The sequence below is a fragment of the Desulfatiglans sp. genome, from assembly GCA_012513605.1.
Lineage (GTDB): Bacteria > Desulfobacterota > DSM-4660 > Desulfatiglandales > HGW-15 > JAAZBV01.
On record JAAZBV010000023.1, the window covers coordinates 1 to 16,431 of the forward strand.

Below are 16,431 nucleotides of genomic sequence, written 5' to 3' on the forward strand. Positions count from 1 at the left end.
AAAAAATGGAACAAAGAGAGATGTATGCAAAAAAAAGTGATCTTGTACTTGGCATCAACGGTCTGGGCCGTATAGGCAAACTGACCCTGTGGCACCATGTAGGGAGGAAATATTTCAGGGAGATAGTTGTCAACATGGGGAGATCAATCGGTAACTCCATGGAAGACCTTGCCCATTATGTAGAAAGGGACTCCACATATGGGTGGCTGCATAAACACCTTTACGGAATTAATTCATCAAGCGTTATTCAGGAGATAGATGAATCAAAGGGGGTTATGAATATCGATGGTATAAAGGTCACCTTTCTCATGGAGAGTAGAAACCCCAGGGAGATAAAATGGGCGGATCATAATGTCCAGTTGGTAATTGATGCGACAGGGCAGTTTGTCGACCCTGCTAAACCTGGCGACGCCCAGGGAGGATCATTGAGAGGTCACCTTGAGGCAGGCGCGCACAAGGTAATAGTATCTGCGCCCTTCAAGATAAAGGATAAAAGTCTCTCCATGCCTGAAGATGCAGTAACAACTGTAATGGGTATAAACGGGAATACATATGATCCAAGGCGTCATAATGTAATATCAAATGCATCATGCACAACCACCTGCCTGGCCCATATGATCAAGCCCCTTCTGGATACATACGGGCCAAAAAGGATTTTGTCAGCATCAATGGCTACAATCCATGCCATAACTAGCTCTCAGGAGGTGTTGGATAAGCCACCCAAGGAAGGCGCAACAGACTTAAGGAAGACCAGAAGCACCATGAACAATATCATACTCACAACAACAGGCGCAGCAAACACCCTGGCATATGTAATACCGGAGATGAAGCAGATAGGCTTTATTGCGGAATCTGTGCGTGTCCCGCTTACAACAGGGTCGCTGATTATACTGGTGGTAAACCTGCAGGAGGACCCGGGAGAGCCCATAAGAAGGGATACCATAAACAGTATATACAGTGAGACAGCAAAAAATGACCCTAATAAATATCTTCAGTACACGGAGAAACAGAGTGTCTCAAGCGATATTATAGGGGTGCCAAAGGCAGCGGCCATCATTGAGGGTAATGAGACCCATACCAGAACAGCTGATGTAACTATTGACCTCAAAAAGGTCTCCGGCATACCACCGGAATTGATTTCTAAAATGGATCTTCCCTATGCCAAGGTATCAATCACCCAGGCAGTCATATATGGATGGTATGATAATGAGTCAGGCAGCTATGTGAACATGCTGGGAGACAGGGTTTTATCAATAGCTGAAAACATGTAAGCGTTTTTTAATCAGTGTCCATCCGGGAAGAGATAAATTCCGGATGGACACTAATTAAACTGTTGACTTTTATGCATATTTTCATATATAAATCTATTTTTTTGATCTTCTGATCTAAATCAGTTATCAATAAAAATAATAATATCAGATAGTTATCTTTCATTCTCACTATCTGTCAGAAATCTATTTAAAAGGGGGTGATTCCAATTAATACTTCATGCGTTTTAAAACATAGCTGTTTTAATTTCGCTGAGTCGGGATTCCCCTGCATTTCTTTAGAAAATGAAAATGTATGTAATAGGTTACAGGGCAGAGGTGAGGTAATATCCATATAGAAATACCTTTACTTTTTTTCTGTTATGCAATGCAGTGATTCATGGATTAATTAACAGAATGCCTTTATCAGACAAACAATTAACAAAAGCAATTTAAAGAAGAGAGAAAATATGAAAGTTATTGTACAAAACAATCAGATAGAAAGGGCAATAAAGGACCTTAAGAAAAAACTCACAAAAGAGGGATTTTTCTCAGAGATAAAAGAACGTCGTTACTATGACAAACCCAGTATTCAGAAGAAGAAAAAACAGGCAAAGGCCGCCAAGAGACGCAGGAAAAGGATGAGAAAGTTTCCAAGGATCTAGCGTTTAGCCTGCTGTTATCAACGCCTCTTTCATATGGGAATTCTTCAACCAAAGGTTGAAGAATTCTCTCATTCGTAGACAGTCAATCCACCTCTTAATCCTCTAAATTCATCTCTACATTAAAGGGCTTTTACCTTGACAAAAAGGTGATGAGCGGATACATACCCGAAAAGATTTTTTTTAATTAAGTGCCAGTTTATTAACCAACCCAAAGAGGTTTAACAGATGGAAAACCAAAGAGATTCCTCCGAAAAATCACCCGGTCACGGACGGCTCTCAAATCTGATAAAAAATATGAAATCAACAATAAAGATCATTTTTTCATCTTTTGTGAAAAACGGGTTTGTATATTTTGTGGCAGGGCTTTTCCCTGCCCTGATTATCGGGTGGCTTGTATTTCCGGCCCTGCTATATTCAAAACAGGTGCAGCCCATGAATTTCAACCATGCCCTGCACATGGACCCCGAAATTGTCAGCGAAATAGAGGGTGACACAGTGACAGATAGATGCCTCTACTGCCACGCATTCAGAAATGACGGCACTTTCACAGGTATACCAGGAATCGATATATGTTCAGAGTGCCATAGTGACAATGACTTTCCTCTGGGCGAATCAGCAGGCGAGGAGTTGCTTATAAAGGAATATGTTGCAAATAAAAAAGAAATCCCATGGCTTTCATATTCAAGGCAGCCTGATTGTGTCTATTTCTCTCATATTGCCCACATAGAGATGGGAGAGCTTGAATGCATAACATGTCATGGTGACAAGAAAAAGAGTCAGGTGCTTCCAGCATATGAGAAAAACCGCATATCAGGCTACAGCCGGAATATATGGGGTAAAAACATATCAGGTTTAAAAAAGAATACCTGGGATAGCATGAAGATGGATGACTGTGCTGCATGTCACAAAGAAAAAGGGCATGAGGAAAACAATGCCTGCTTCACATGCCACAAATGAGGTTTAGTATGGGTTCAGATAAAAAGAAGATAACCGAACTATTATCTGTGAACAGAAGAAATTTTATCAAGTTTGCCATTGGCGGGGCAGTAGGTACAGGCCTTTCTCCTCTGCCATGGAAACTTATTGATGATACTGCTATTTTCACCCAGAACCTGCCCTGGGTTCCAATCCCTGAAACAGGTAAATTTACAAAGGTAAAATCACACTGCACATTATGCCCAGGTGCATGCGGAATAGAGGTAAGGAAGGTCGGTGACAGGGCCGTGAAGATTGAGGGGAGAACTGATCATCCGGTTAACCCTGGAGGGTTATGTCCCCTTGGCATGGGTGGATTGCAGCTTCTATACAATGAAAACATACGGTGTAAAAGCCCTCTAAAAAGGGTGGGGGCAAGGGGTACAGGTGAGTTTGAACCTCTATCCTGGGATGAGGCGCTAAGTATATTAACCCATCACATACTTGAACTCAGGAGTAATGGAAAGGCCAGTTCCATAGTGGCTATTGATGATTATAACTCAGGCTCAACAGTATCTCTCCTTATAAAAAGATTCATGAAGACCATAGGCAGCAATAACTATATGAGGTTGCCATCCGCAGAAGGAGATATGGCCGCTGTTTCAAAACTCATGTACGGCTCTGACACACCGGTTGCCTATGATCTTGAAAACTCGGATTTCATATTAAGTTTCGGCTGTGGTCTCCTTGATGGCTGGGGAGCACCCGGGCGTATCCTAAACGCGTGGGGTCTGTGGCGATCAGCAGAAAACAGGGGTGTCACCATATATCAGGTGGAGCCAAGGGCCTCCAATACCGCCTCAAAGGCGGATAAATGGATACCTGCAATACCTGGCACTGAAACAGCCCTGGCGCTTGGCATAGCAAACGTGATCATAAGAGAAAACCTGTACAACAAAGGATTTATTGAAAACCGCACTTATGGTTTTTTCGAACATGAGACAGAAGGCATAAAACAGAGAGGTTTCAGGGATACTATCGTTGAAAACTATAACCCTGACAGGGTATCGGAGATAACAGGCATCGCACCTGAAATGATTATATCCACAGCAAGGATGTTCGCACGTGCAAAGGCGCCTCTGGCCATATGTGGAAAGGGTAAGGGGATTCTTAACGGCGACATTAATGAATTCATGGCTGTTCATGCACTCAATGCCCTCACAGGCAATATTAACCGGCCCGGAGGGGTGCTTACAGGTGCAAGACCTCCGCTGGGCATACTTCCTGATCCGGAGATAGATGAAATAGCATCCGAATCATTAAAAAATCCAGGCATGGCCAGGGCTAATGGGGTTTTGAAGGAATACTCCAGCCAGACCAGCGCCCTTACAGAGAACATCCTTAAAGAAAATGGGCAGGAGGTCGATACTCTCCTGGTATTTTCATCAAACCCGGCATTTACTCTTCCGGACGGTGGTGATTTTTACAAGGCTCTTAAAAAGGTACCATTTACAGTGAGTTTCTCACCCTTCCTGGATGAAACAGCAATGATGGCAGACCTTATTCTTCCGGATCATACATATCTTGAGAAGATAGATGACACAGAATGCCCCTCACTCCAGTACAGCTTTTTCGGCATGACACAACCGGTGGTTACACCTTTGTATGATACCAGGAATACAGGTGATGTAATAATCAACCTTGCAGAGATGATCGGAGGGTCTACTGCAAACTCATTTCCCTTTAAGGGCCTTGAAGAGGCCATAAAAACAAGGGCACAGGGGCTTTTTGACAGTGGAGAAGGCACAGGGAAATATAACCCTTCTGACACACCGTGGAAAATTATCAGTACCGGTACCATTATAACTACTGATTTTAAAGATTTTAAAGAAATGTGGAGACATTTAAGGAATGGTGGTTTCTGGTATAACCCCCTGTCTCATATAAAGGCAGATACGGGTCTCTTTGCAGAACCGGAGAGCAAATTTGAGTTTGTGAGCAGGAGGCTGAAATCACTTGTTGAGGCATACCCGGAAAAATCTACACCTGATGTATCTGAAAAAGCCCTCTATATGCCGCACTACAGGGGATTAGAAAAGTCAGATGAGACATATCCTCTTATGATGGCCCCCTATGAGATGATAAATCTTACAAGCGGATGGCTCCCTAACCCCCCGTATCTTAACAAGACCCTCTTTGACAGCCAGCTTAAAGGTGATGACTCATTTGTGGAGATCAACCCTGAAACAGCCCTTGTATATAAACTAAAAGAGGGCGATAAAATTCAAGTAACATCAGTTAAGGGGAGCGTAAACGTAAGGGTGCATCTTTTTGATGGCGCAATGCCAGGTGTTGTATTTATGCCCATGGGTTTCGGACACATGGCATATGATGATTTTTCCTTTGGTAAGGGATGCAACCCGAACACCCTTATGGGCGCTGAAAAAGACCGGCTGAGCAATCAGCCTGCATGGTGGTACACACCGGTAAAAATCAGTAAAGTTGTCTAGTTGAGGCAGAACATGGAAAAGAGAGAAGACCATGATAAAAAATATGGAATGGTAATAGACCTGGATAAATGCACCGGCTGCGGGACATGCATGGTTGCATGCGCCACGGAAAACAATGTGACTGTTCGTACTGATGAGTCAGACAAGGAGCGCAGCATTGCATGGATGCAGTTATATAAAATAGATAATGGCAGGCCATTCCCTGATACAGAGGTATGCTATTTTCCAAGACCATGCATGCACTGCGATGAAGATGGCCGCGGAGGCCACCACTCCCCATGCGTATCAGTGTGCGTTGCAACCGCTACTGAGCTTGACCACCATACAGGCATTGTGAGCCAGATATATGCGAGATGTATCGGATGCAGGTATTGTCAGGCAGCGTGCCCATATCACGCACGCTATTTCAACTGGTGGGACGGGTATGCATCATTTAAACCATTTTCAAAGGGCATGGAACGTGCTCTCTCACCCGAGGTATCACCCCGCATGAGGGGTGTCATAGAAAAATGCACCTTCTGTCACCATCGTCTGATGAGGGCAAAGACAAAGGCATATGGTGAAAACAGAAGAGATTTATTAGAGGGTGAGTATATTACAGCATGCACTGAGGCATGCCCTGCCGGGGCAATAACCTTCGGGGACCTCAATAATCCGGATCACATGGTATCCCGGTTGATAAAGGAGAGACATACATTCAGGCTGCTGGAAAAACTGAATACACAGCCAAAGGTATATTACATCTCTGCAAAAGAGTGGGTGAGAAAACTGTCTGACAATTATCTGCCTGATCAGTTCAAACCTGTTTCAGGAAAAGATATCTAAGGAGGAGATTTCAAGATGGATTCCGCTTTAATACCGGAAGGTAGAAAAAGATGCTCAGCGCCGGCCTTTTTCCTCTGGACATTACCCTGGCTGCTTCTTCTTGCCTGTGGAGGAGTATCTGCCCTGCTTTGTCTAATCTTTGGACTTAATCAGACAAACATGAGCAATATATTTGCATTCGCATTGTGGATAGTCGCAGACCTTGCAGTAATAGCCCTTGGTGCAGGTGCCTTCTTTACCGGGTTTCTGACATATATTATCGGGAAAAAGGAATTAAAGGATATCATCAATGTTGCAGTGATTATAGGTTTCATCTGCTATTCAGGGGCAATGGGAATGCTCGGTATAGATATTGGCCAGCCCGTCAGGGGATGGTTTATTTTCTGGCATGCAAACATCCATTCCATGCTTGTAGAGGTTTCATTCTGTATTACCTGTTATCTGTGTGTACTCACAATCGAGTATATCCCTCTTATCTTTGAAAACCGGAAACTGAACAAGGTTAAAGAATTTCATTTTTTCGGGCATAATCTCCATCACATAATGGCCATTTTTGCTGCTACAGGGACATTCCTCTCATTCTTCCACCAGGGTTCATTAGGCGGGATGTTCGGGGTCATGTATGCAAGACCTTTTGCGGCCAGATACGGCTTCTATATCTGGCCATGGACATTTTTTCTTTTCATACTGTCAGCTATTGCGGCGGGTCCATGCTTTACAATCCTGTGTACAAAACTTACAGAGACCATCACCAGGAAAAAACTTGTGCCTGACAGGGCAATAGATCTACTGGCTAAGATTTCAGGCTTTTTACTCGCAGTGTATATAATATTGAAGATAGCGGATACAGCCGGATGGATATATGGTGTAATCCCGCAGTCTGGGCAGATGCTGATGGATTTCTACAGGAAAGGCCCCTACGGCATATGGATGCTTATCTGCGAGATAGGCATATTCGGTATAATACCTGCCATTTTACTTCTTACGCCTTCTCTCAGGAAAAACAGGCTGTCCCTGATAATAGCCTGCCTTATGAACTGTGCGGGGATAGTGCTGAACAGGTTTGTATTTGTAATAGTGACACTTGCCATCCCGGTAATGCCCTTTGAGAGATTCTGGAGTTATCTGCCCACATGGCAGGAATGGGCGATTGCGCTTGCGGTGATAGGTTACGGCTTTCTGCTCTTTTCATTATCATACAGGTATCTTCCGGTTTTTCCGAAAGAAAGAGAGCTGAACCCCTATTCAGGGCGATAATAATCAGGTAAAGGAGATAAAAGTTGACCCCCTTTTCATTTGAGTGGCAATGGAATATAGAATACCTTATTTTCTTTGGTCTTCTATATCTTGCCTTAACAATAATTGGCTGCGGCACCCTATATGCCCTGATAAAGACATGGCTTGATCTTGAAAAGGATAAAAAGAGATAGCCATAAAACCGGGGACTGATTAAACAAACCTGGCACAACGCTTGATCATCGGATTATCATAGTTCAAAAAACCCGCTACCCAAATATATGCGGGTTTTATCTCCAGATCACTGTATCACGCAGCCAGTTTTCATCATCCTTTTCAGGGCAGTCCAGGTTGTAGTGAAGCCCCCTGCTTTCCTTTCTGAGTGTCGCACAGGTAATTATCAATTCTCCGGCAAGTGCAATATTCCTCAGTTCCAAGAGGTCCCGTGTAACTGTAAAGTTCCAGTAATACTCCCTGATTTCCGATTGTATATTTTCTATCCTTGCCCTTGCCCTTGCAAGCCTGCGATTTGTCCGAACTATTCCTACATAATTCCACATAAGACGTCTTATTTCGTCCCAGTTGTGTGTTACAACTACCATCTCTTCACTGTCAATTGCAACACCCTTCTCCCAGAGAGGTGCCTTTGAAAAGGGTATATCCCTGTTGTTTTCCAGATCATGTTTTGACCTGATAGCAGCCTTACGCGCAAAGACCAGCGCCTCAAGCAATGAATTACTTGCAAGCCTGTTTGCCCCGTGAAGCCCTGTGCAGGCAACCTCCCCTATTGCATAAAGATTACTGATATTTGTCATTCCGTTTTCATCTGTAACGAGCCCCCCGCACATATAGTGGGCCGCAGGCACAACAGGTATGGGCTCTTTAGTTATATCGATCTGGTATTTGAGGCAGTTCTCATATATGTTTGGAAAACGTTCCCTTACAAAATCCTTAGGTTTATGGGTTATATCAAGGTACACACACTCATCACCGCTCTTCTTAAGCTCCATATCAATGGATCTCGCAACAATATCCCTGAAGGCAAGATCCTTGAGGGGATGGTACCTTTCCATAAATCGTTCACCCTTCTTATTCAGCAGTATACCTCCCTCGCCCCTTACCGCCTCTGATATAAGAAAATTTTTTGCAAGGGGATGAAAAAGACATGTGGGGTGAAATTGCATAAACTCCATATTGGCAACCTTTACACCGGCGCGGTATCCCATTGCTATTCCATCACCTGATGCTATATCCGGATTACTGGTATAAAGGTATATCTTACCTACGCCACCTGCCGCAAGCACGGTCACCCTTGCCTGAAAGGTAATAACCTCCTCTCTCCTGACATCCAGAACATAAGCCCCCCAGCATGATTCCTTTGATTCGGATTTTACAATCCCCCTTCGCACAAGCTTTGAGATTGTTATCAGGTCAATCGCCATGTAATCTTCATAGATCGTGATATTCTTATTCTCTTCGACCCTCTCAAGCAATGCCCTTTCCACTTCATATCCAGTCTTATCCTTCGTATGGACGATCCTCCGTCTTGAGTGTCCGCCCTCCATACCAAGTTCCAGATTGTCACTATTATTACTGTGGGAAAAATTTACCCCCATTGAGATAAGTTCTCTGATCCGCTCCGGACCGTTTTTAACAACCATCTCAACTATCTTTTTATTGCACAGGCCATCGCCTGATTTTAATGTATCTTCAATGTGTAGATCATAGCTGTCATCAAGACTTAAAACAGATGCAATGCCACCCTGTGCATAGTTGGTAGAGGTCTCCATCTTCTCCTTTTTTGTTACAATGGCTACCTTCCCTGACTTTGCAGCTTCCAGCGCAAAACTTAATCCGGCAATACCGGTACCAATAACCAGATAATCGGTTTTTATCTCCATTTTTCCCTCTATAAATATGTATTGAAATTACCTGGATTGAATCTCTTCAAGCAGTTTCATGGCCTCTCGCGCGATCTGACTTCGAGGGTCTGTACCAATAACAAAGTTTATTTTATCAATAGCCATATCTGGCTGTCCTGTTTTATAATATAGTCTGGCCATGGCTAGATATGCGGTAAAAGAGTCAGGTACAATATCTATTATCTTTTTATATGTATCAAAGGCCTTATCGTTTTGCCCCATAAGTTCATATGCCTTTGCAAGATCAAAATAGGCTGGTTCATATTCAGGAGAAAGAGAGATAGCCTTCTGGTATAAGGCTATTGCCCTCTGGTAATCCTTCTGGTTAAAATGGACAAGCCCCATATTGTGGTATGCAAACTGAGGGGTGCGGTAAAGTATATTTGAGACCGCTTTTTCATAACATTTCATAGCGTTATCCCAGTCCATTTTCTGAGAATAGAGGGTGCCCATATTATTATATGCATCAGGGAAATCGGGCTTAAGGTCAATTGCCTTTTTGAAATGCCTTAAAGAGAGATCAAACTGACCGAGCTTCTGATATACAAGAGCAAGATCATGTTCCAGATCAGGATTCCTGTTATCCAGCTTTTCTGCCTCAAGTAGCTGAACCAGGGCATCCCGGGTATTACCCTGAATGAACAGGGAATTACCAAGCCTCTGATATGCCAAAGCCTTTTCTTTTCTGGGTGAGGCAGGTGCCATTGATCCGGCGCATGAAAATAGAAAACCGGACAGTAATAATATTACTATCCGGTAAAAAATCTTGCTGTTCCCCATTATTACCCCTGTCTAATATTCATCAGGATTAGAACTGCTTTACAGGAGAAGGCATAACAGTTGGGGTTAAAAATATAAGGAGCTCTGATTTTGTCTTTCTGTTTGTCTTAGCCTTGAACAGCCAACCTAACCCTGGAATATCCTTTAATATGGGAACCCCTGTTACATCCATACCTGTACTTTCTTTAATTATTCCTCCAATAACCACTGTCTCGCCGCTTTTTACCATCAAGGTGGTGTTTATGGTCTTGGTAGTTTTCCTGGTATCAGTTACCCTCTGGTCATCTGATACATTAACATTAAGGGTAATATAGTTATTAAAGCTTACAGAATTCGGGGTTACAGATAATGACAATTCTGCTGGAAAATCTTCGGCCTTTACATTTTCAGTCGCTGCTATCTTTATTATTTCACCGCTGCTTATGGTTGCCTCTGAACCCTCCTGTGCAATCACCTTTGGTGCGGAAAGGGTCTTTGCAGTACCGTTGGATTCAGCTATGGCAAGGGAGGCATCAAGTGTCATATTGCCTAAACCGGAAGATGTAACCCTACCAAAATCAAATCCGATCATCCCGTTTTGCCCCCATGAGGTAGAAGGGGCATTTGTTGAAAATGATCCACCAATTGTTCGCTCATTCGGATCACCCGATGCTATGCCAGCCGTTGAAGTCACTGAACCCAGGTTACTACGGAAACCTGAGGTTTCACTGTTCCACCTGATGCCAAGGTCACGGCTGAAATTTTCAGTAGCATCGACAATACGGGCCTCTATCATGATCTGTTTTACTGGTGAATCAAACTGTTTTACTATCTTTTTGGCCTCATTGATACTCTCGGCAGTATCGGTCATGATAATTGTGTTTGTTCTCGTATCTACGCTAATTGAACCTCTTTTTGATTTTATTATATGCCCTTCTATCTCCTTGGCAGTAGCAAAATCAACAGGGAGATACTCTGTTATAAGAGGTGCCTCTTCCTGGTTTCTTTTCTTCTGCTCTTCAAGCCTGAGTCTTTCCTGTTCAAGCTTTTCTTCCATCTTCCGAGTTTCTGCCTCTTCCTCTGCAAGTATCTGTTGCATCTTCTGCTTGGTTGTTATCCAGACTATATTCTGACCAACATAACGTTTAGCAAGCTCATTATTCTTAAGCACAAGTTCAAGGGCTTCATCCCACGGTACATTATTTAGTATCATGGAGACCTTTTTACCTTTAATAGCAGGGTCCCATATAATATTTTCTTCACTTACCTCATTTATAAGCCTGAGTATATGGGTTACATCTGCATTAACAAAATCCAGGTAAAGAGGTTTTCCAGAATATTTTTTATTCACAGAGGGTGAAAATGCCTGAATCTCAGTTTGTTGTTTTGATTGTGATCGCAATTGTGGCTCTGTGACTGCGGCGAGTGTCTTTGTCTCAGCTCCTGCCATGTTAAGGGGGACAATTTTCCTCTCAGATATCTTAGTCTTAATGGTCCCAAAGTCCACTGTTATATTTTTATCGGTCTGGTTTATATGAAATGGAACTACCTCACGCATGATAATACCCATAGAGACCTTCCGGTTTTCTTTATCATATACAGGCCTGATTTTTTCAATGGCAGTCTGAAACTCGGTGGTATCTATATCCTTAAGAAGCAATTCACCTATTTTGCTGTCATGCATAACAAGTGACAACATGTTATCATCAACCCGGGTAAGATCATATTTAACAGTTTTACTCGTTGTGACCGTGAGCCTTGATTTACCCTGGGGTAGCATAGAAAAATCTACGCCAAGTATCAGATTATGTTTTGAATCTGAAGGTTGGATAAAGATACGCGGCTCTGATTCTGTATAATTCTTTTCCCCGGAGGTTTCCTGTGTAGCAACCGCTTCTGCTGCCTTTTGACCGGTGGCGCTGATCTCTGTTTCAGTGACAATACTGTCAGATGATTGTGTCGAACCCATATTCTGAGGCGAAGATTGAGTCTCTTCTGACTTGTCCATTTCAACAGATGACCTGGCTGCACAACCGCATATGAGCAGTACAGAAAAAGAGAAATATATTATAAAAGATGGGATTCTTCTTTTATGGGAACCGTTAAATTTACTCATGGAATATCTCCTTAACAATTATTACGGAAAATGAGTACATGCAACTAATATTGTCAATAAACTGCGACATCAAAATATAAAAGCTATTCCTTATCAGAGATGGTCTTTTTGGACACATCTCTGAAGTCCTTTTCGCCTCTGAAATTTATAAATTCTTCCCTGATTATCACCTCGCCAGGCTGAATTTTATAAACCACACCACCGCTTGTACCAATCGGGGTACCTTCCTTTATTACATGCCCGTCATCCTTTGAATCCTTCACCATAGCCCATTTGCCGCTTTCACCGATAACTATTACAGAAAGACTGAGCTGCGAGAGTTCCAGGGTTTCAAGATATGTCCTTGGCTTTTCCCTTTCCTTCGCAGCCTTTTCCTCCTGTGTAACAATAAAAGGCTTAAACGGGTCTGTCTTGCCAGACGGATCATAAATGTACTTTCTCTCTTTATTCTCTTCTTTTTTTTCACCCTGGAATACCTGAGCGTCATCCCGGATTTTGTTATCCGCATCAGGTGTTACCTCTACCCCATAGGAGAAACAGGTGAACAATGCACAGGATACTGTAAGATAAAAGGCCTTTTTCAATCTAAAATTACAGGGTTTAAGCATTTTCATTTCCCTTTAACAAAGGTATATGTAATTGCATCGCATGTTACTTCCAGTATGGTAGAGCGTTCCTTTTCAGGCTTCATATTAACATTCTGAATATTCATTATACGCTCCATATTTCCAACCTTTTCAAAAAATATAGCTATATCATGATAAGAGCCCTTGATCTTTAATGAAATCGGGATCTCCGCATAAAAACCCTTCTGCCTGTTGCTTTGAGGTTTGAATGTAGATATATCAAGATTTGATTCTACCCCAAGCTCTGTTATCTTTGTCAAGAGTTCAGGGATTTCCATATCATTCGGTAACTGCTTTAATGCCGCCTCAAACAACAGGTCGACCTTTTTCTTCTCTTCTCTTACCTTTGGCAGTTTCTGTCTCTGCAATTTTGCCCTGATGAGCTGATCATCTAAATCTTTAATAACAGTCTCAGTGGCAGATATCTGTTCTGTTTTAGGTAAATAAACAATCCAAATAAAAAGGGCAGCAAACAAAATCAGTGTGCCTGCAAGAATGCCTATCCTTACCGGTACCTTGATTGCTTCAACTTTTTCAAATAAGAGTTTAGTTTCCATTATATCACTGTCCGGAAATAGTTATTTCTTTTTTTTAGTGTCCGGCTTTTTTATCTCTTCCTCTTTTACCGGTGTAAATATCTTGCACTCAAGGTCAAAATCAGAAACTGTCAGCCTGAATTGAGGAAGTTCCTTTCTTGTTGTGCTCCTGAGTACAGGATCAGCTGTTACCTGTTCTGTGCTTTTAAGATTTTTCATGAATAGTGAAACTGTCTCATTATCCATTGCAGTTCCGCTTAATGATAATGTACCTTTAGCTTCTTTAAGTGAGGTAAGCCAGAGCTTGTCTTTTGGAACAGCATTAGCTATATCAGACAGGAGGTGAACAGGCCCTGTTTTTCCTTTCTCAAGATCTTTGATTATAGAAAGCTTACTGTTAATCTCTTTGATCTTGCTTTCAAGATCCTTGATCTCCTGCAATTCCTTCTGATAACTCGCAAGCTCCTGTTTTAACCTGTTTTCATGATCTTTCAACCCGGACAGTTTAGTGCTGAACCAGAAGAAAGATATAACCATTAATGCCAGGGCTGCGCAAACAGTGGCAAAATAAAATGTTATATGCCTTTTAACATTCTCTCTTTTCCGAGCTGCCCTGAAGGGCAAAAGGTTAATTCTTATCATTTGTCACCAATACTCCTTAATGCCAGACCGACTGCCACTCCGGCCTGGGGAGCCATATCGCTCAGGTATTTGGGGTCAAATATCTTCTCATTTATCTGCAAACCTGCAAATGGATTAAGCTCCTCCACCGGAATGCCAGTCTCCATTTCAAGGTATTTCATAAAGTCAGGGATATTGCTTGCCCCTCCGCATAAATATATCTTTTCGATTTTCTCATCAGGATAGGTGGTTGCCAGAAAATCAAGTGCCCTGCTGGTTTCCTGCACCCAACCGGATACCATTGATGTGAAAATCTCTTCTAAGATTACCCGTTCCCTGTCTTCAAGCTCTTTCCCGCCCAGCTTTAATTTTTCGGCTTCTTCATATGAGATTTCAAGTTGCGAGGCAATAGCTTCGGTTATTTGTGCGCCGCCATATGAGGAATCACGTGTAAAAATGGATACCCCGTTTTTTATGGCATTTATACCCAACTCCTCAGCCCCTATATTGATTATTGCATAACATCCTGATGTTTCACCGGTGGCTGATTCAAATGCATTTTGAAGGGCAAAGGCATCCACATCCATAACAACTGGGTTTAACCCTGCCAGTTGAATAAGGCTTTCATATTCTTCTATAATATCTTTTTTTGCAGCAACCAGCATAACATCCATTACTTCGGAGTCATGACTTGAGCCATTTTCCTCTTCATCAGCAATTCCATTTTCATTTTTCAGTATTTCATAATCAAGATTTACATCGCTGATATCAAATGGGATATACTGCTCTGCCTCCTCCTGTATACTAGAGTCCAGGGCGGTCTGATTTCTTTTTGAAATGTTTATTTTTTTAACGATAACAGAAAATCCAGAAATAGCTGTTGCAACATTCTTATTCTTAACATTAAGATTTTTAAAAAGATTTTTAATAGCTGAAGCTGCCCTTTCTATTTCTTTGATACTGCCTTCTACGATAGTATCTTTAGGCAGATGGACAACACCGAAACTTTTTAAAATCATCCCTTTTTTGCTGTTATCAATTTCAACCAGTTTTATTGAGTGGGAGCCAATATCCAAACCAACCAGTTGATTTTTTCTAGGTACAGGCATTCATATCCTCGTTATTAAACATCAAGAAAAACCTTGCCTTTTTCAGCCAGGTCAAACCCAAGGGCAAGTATGATTTTCCTTTTCGTTTCCATCCGGCAGCTTTTACCTTTTTCTATCCTGTCGATAGTCAGAGATGAAACCCCGGCTTTTCTGGCCAACTCGGCTTTACTCATTAAAAGCTCTTCTCGGATCTTTTTGACGATGTTACGGCCCAATTTTGCCTCCGACATACTTTTTGTTAACCACAATAGTTTAATAGCATTAGGCCAATATCATATATATATTGTATATTTTGTCAAGCATTTCTTATTAAATTTATCTAATTTAATATAATTTTGATATATATCGTACATATTAATATAATCTTATACCACATATAGTATAGTTTCAAAAACACAATACAAGGAAGATATATACTTTAATAGTATTGATCCTGAAACACCCCTTGATTTAGAATAATTTAATGCAAATAATAAGCCATAAAGCCTTATCTCACATAGTAATAACCTGAAGGAAAAGAAAAAATTCTTTACAGCAACCTATTATTTATATAATAAACAACCGGAGCCTGCTGAAATGCACAATTGCGGCATTACAAAATTCATGTTTACCGGTCATAACCTTGAGGCCGCTTGGAGCATAAAATGGACCATATCTCAAAGATTAATAAAAAAAGCATACTAAGGGAGTATGCAGAAGCATTCATTATTGCCATTTTGCTGGCCTTTTTTATACGCACCTTTATAATACAGGCATTTAAAATACCCTCAGGATCAATGAAATCAACACTCCTTATTGGTGATCATCTCCTCGTCAATAAATTTACATATGGCATTAAAATGCCATTTATGGATAAGTATATTGTTCAAATTAACAAACCTGAAAGAGGTGATGTGGTAGTTTTTAAATATCCTGAAGATGAAAATATCGATTTTATAAAAAGGGTTATAGGAATTGAGGGAGACATAATAGAAATTATAGATGATCAATTATACTTAAATAATAAGAAGGTAGCCGCAAAACCTGTAGGGAAATACAGTGATGAAGAGATGTTCTATGCAGAAGTATATGAGGAAACTATAGATAACAGAAAACATAAAATCCTGAACCAGTCAGATTTACATGAGCATTTTGGGCCTGTTATTGTACCTGAGAACTCCATATTTGTCATGGGAGACAATAGAGATAACAGCCATGACAGCCGAAAATGGAGTAATACCAATTTTGTCAGGCTAGAAAAGATAAAGGGAAAGGCCCTGATCATATACTGGTCATGGCCCCACTGGAACCGTTTTTTTAATATTATCAGATAAACATATAAATCTGCCCTGATTCAGGATAATA

Annotated in this window: 16 protein-coding genes; 8 read left to right on the top strand and 8 right to left on the bottom strand. The window is 41.5% G+C overall.

The features are described from left to right. Positions 1-20: 20 nt before the first annotated feature. The 7 genes from GX654_02670 to GX654_02700 all read left to right on the top strand — a co-directional run bounded on the left by GX654_02670 (position 21) and on the right by GX654_02700 (position 7,592). Positions 21-1,271 carry a glyceraldehyde-3-phosphate dehydrogenase gene (locus GX654_02670; GenBank protein ID NLD35750.1) on the top strand — a complete coding sequence of 417 codons (1,251 nt, stop codon included), beginning with the start codon at positions 21-23 and terminating at the stop codon, positions 1,269-1,271. Positions 1,272-1,717: 446 nt separating this feature from the next. Then, complete coding sequence (locus tag GX654_02675) at positions 1,718-1,912, top strand: 30S ribosomal protein S21 (GenBank protein ID NLD35751.1); 195 nt, start codon at positions 1,718-1,720, stop codon at positions 1,910-1,912. Between the two features lie 294 nt (positions 1,913-2,206). Further along, positions 2,207-2,869: a cytochrome c3 family protein gene (locus tag GX654_02680; protein NLD35752.1), complete on the top strand. Its 663-nt coding sequence runs from the start codon at positions 2,207-2,209 to the stop codon at positions 2,867-2,869. Positions 2,870-2,877: 8 nt separating this feature from the next. Further along, positions 2,878-5,337 carry a molybdopterin-dependent oxidoreductase gene (locus GX654_02685; GenBank protein ID NLD35753.1) on the top strand — a complete coding sequence of 820 codons (2,460 nt, stop codon included), beginning with the start codon at positions 2,878-2,880 and terminating at the stop codon, positions 5,335-5,337. Between the two features lie 12 nt (positions 5,338-5,349). Beyond that, positions 5,350-6,162: a 4Fe-4S dicluster domain-containing protein gene (locus tag GX654_02690; GenBank protein ID NLD35754.1), complete on the top strand. Its 813-nt coding sequence runs from the start codon at positions 5,350-5,352 to the stop codon at positions 6,160-6,162. Positions 6,163-6,177: 15 nt separating this feature from the next. Beyond that, positions 6,178-7,419: a polysulfide reductase NrfD gene (gene nrfD / locus GX654_02695; GenBank protein NLD35755.1), complete on the top strand. Its 1,242-nt coding sequence runs from the start codon at positions 6,178-6,180 to the stop codon at positions 7,417-7,419. A gap of 23 nt (positions 7,420-7,442) precedes the next feature. Continuing rightward, positions 7,443-7,592 (top strand): hypothetical protein, encoded by a 150-nt coding sequence (locus tag GX654_02700; protein ID NLD35756.1) that lies wholly within the window; start codon positions 7,443-7,445, stop codon positions 7,590-7,592. A gap of 96 nt (positions 7,593-7,688) precedes the next feature. Here the strand turns inward: GX654_02700 and nadB are convergent, their stop codons facing one another. The 8 genes from nadB to GX654_02740 all read right to left on the bottom strand — a co-directional run bounded on the left by nadB (position 7,689) and on the right by GX654_02740 (position 15,317). After that, on the bottom strand, positions 7,689-9,299 hold the full coding sequence (nadB, locus tag GX654_02705; protein NLD35757.1) for an L-aspartate oxidase: 1,611 nt from the start codon (positions 9,297-9,299) through the stop codon (positions 7,689-7,691). Positions 9,300-9,326: 27 nt separating this feature from the next. Continuing rightward, positions 9,327-10,100, bottom strand: coding sequence for a tetratricopeptide repeat protein (locus GX654_02710; protein NLD35758.1), 774 nt, complete (start codon positions 10,098-10,100; stop codon positions 9,327-9,329). 28 nt (positions 10,101-10,128) lie between these two features. Then, positions 10,129-12,195, bottom strand: coding sequence for a type IV pilus secretin PilQ (gene pilQ, locus GX654_02715; GenBank protein NLD35759.1), 2,067 nt, complete (start codon positions 12,193-12,195; stop codon positions 10,129-10,131). A gap of 83 nt (positions 12,196-12,278) precedes the next feature. After that, positions 12,279-12,803: a pilus assembly protein PilP gene (locus GX654_02720; protein ID NLD35760.1), complete on the bottom strand. Its 525-nt coding sequence runs from the start codon at positions 12,801-12,803 to the stop codon at positions 12,279-12,281. A gap of 2 nt (positions 12,804-12,805) precedes the next feature. Next, on the bottom strand, positions 12,806-13,378 hold the full coding sequence (gene pilO, locus GX654_02725) for a type 4a pilus biogenesis protein PilO (protein ID NLD35761.1): 573 nt from the start codon (positions 13,376-13,378) through the stop codon (positions 12,806-12,808). A gap of 21 nt (positions 13,379-13,399) precedes the next feature. Further along, entirely contained in the window at positions 13,400-13,999 is a 600-nt protein-coding gene (locus tag GX654_02730) for a hypothetical protein (GenBank protein NLD35762.1), read from the bottom strand. Next, positions 13,996-15,087 (bottom strand): type IV pilus assembly protein PilM, encoded by a 1,092-nt coding sequence (gene pilM / locus GX654_02735; protein NLD35763.1) that lies wholly within the window; start codon positions 15,085-15,087, stop codon positions 13,996-13,998. The genes GX654_02730 and pilM overlap by 4 nt, the downstream gene beginning before the upstream one ends. Before the next feature lie 14 nt (positions 15,088-15,101). Beyond that, positions 15,102-15,317: a helix-turn-helix domain-containing protein gene (locus tag GX654_02740; protein ID NLD35764.1), complete on the bottom strand. Its 216-nt coding sequence runs from the start codon at positions 15,315-15,317 to the stop codon at positions 15,102-15,104. Positions 15,318-15,731: 414 nt separating this feature from the next. Here GX654_02740 and lepB point away from each other — a divergent pair, with 414 nt between their 5' ends. Continuing rightward, positions 15,732-16,400, top strand: coding sequence for a signal peptidase I (gene lepB, locus GX654_02745; protein NLD35765.1), 669 nt, complete (start codon positions 15,732-15,734; stop codon positions 16,398-16,400). Positions 16,401-16,431: the final 31 nt, after the last annotated feature.

What these genes read in the sequence shown, in the direction of transcription:
- GX654_02670 (NLD35750.1), top strand. Translation starts at nt 21, where the DNA reads ATGTATGCAAAAAAAAGTGATCTTGTACTTGGCATCAACGGTCTGGGC.
- GX654_02675 (NLD35751.1), top strand. Translation starts at nt 1,718, where the DNA reads ATGAAAGTTATTGTACAAAACAATCAGATAGAAAGGGCAATAAAGGAC.
- GX654_02680 (NLD35752.1), top strand. Translation starts at nt 2,207, where the DNA reads ATGAAATCAACAATAAAGATCATTTTTTCATCTTTTGTGAAAAACGGG.
- GX654_02685 (NLD35753.1), top strand. Translation starts at nt 2,878, where the DNA reads ATGGGTTCAGATAAAAAGAAGATAACCGAACTATTATCTGTGAACAGA.
- GX654_02690 (NLD35754.1), top strand. Translation starts at nt 5,350, where the DNA reads ATGGAAAAGAGAGAAGACCATGATAAAAAATATGGAATGGTAATAGAC.
- nrfD (NLD35755.1), top strand. Translation starts at nt 6,178, where the DNA reads ATGGATTCCGCTTTAATACCGGAAGGTAGAAAAAGATGCTCAGCGCCG.
- nadB (NLD35757.1), bottom strand. Translation starts at nt 9,299, where the DNA reads ATGGAGATAAAAACCGATTATCTGGTTATTGGTACCGGTATTGCCGGA.
- GX654_02710 (NLD35758.1), bottom strand. Translation starts at nt 10,100, where the DNA reads ATGGGGAACAGCAAGATTTTTTACCGGATAGTAATATTATTACTGTCC.
- pilQ (NLD35759.1), bottom strand. Translation starts at nt 12,195, where the DNA reads ATGAGTAAATTTAACGGTTCCCATAAAAGAAGAATCCCATCTTTTATA.
- GX654_02720 (NLD35760.1), bottom strand. Translation starts at nt 12,803, where the DNA reads ATGCTTAAACCCTGTAATTTTAGATTGAAAAAGGCCTTTTATCTTACA.
- pilO (NLD35761.1), bottom strand. Translation starts at nt 13,378, where the DNA reads ATGGAAACTAAACTCTTATTTGAAAAAGTTGAAGCAATCAAGGTACCG.
- GX654_02730 (NLD35762.1), bottom strand. Translation starts at nt 13,999, where the DNA reads ATGATAAGAATTAACCTTTTGCCCTTCAGGGCAGCTCGGAAAAGAGAG.
- pilM (NLD35763.1), bottom strand. Translation starts at nt 15,087, where the DNA reads ATGCCTGTACCTAGAAAAAATCAACTGGTTGGTTTGGATATTGGCTCC.
- GX654_02740 (NLD35764.1), bottom strand. Translation starts at nt 15,317, where the DNA reads ATGTCGGAGGCAAAATTGGGCCGTAACATCGTCAAAAAGATCCGAGAA.
- lepB (NLD35765.1), top strand. Translation starts at nt 15,732, where the DNA reads ATGGACCATATCTCAAAGATTAATAAAAAAAGCATACTAAGGGAGTAT.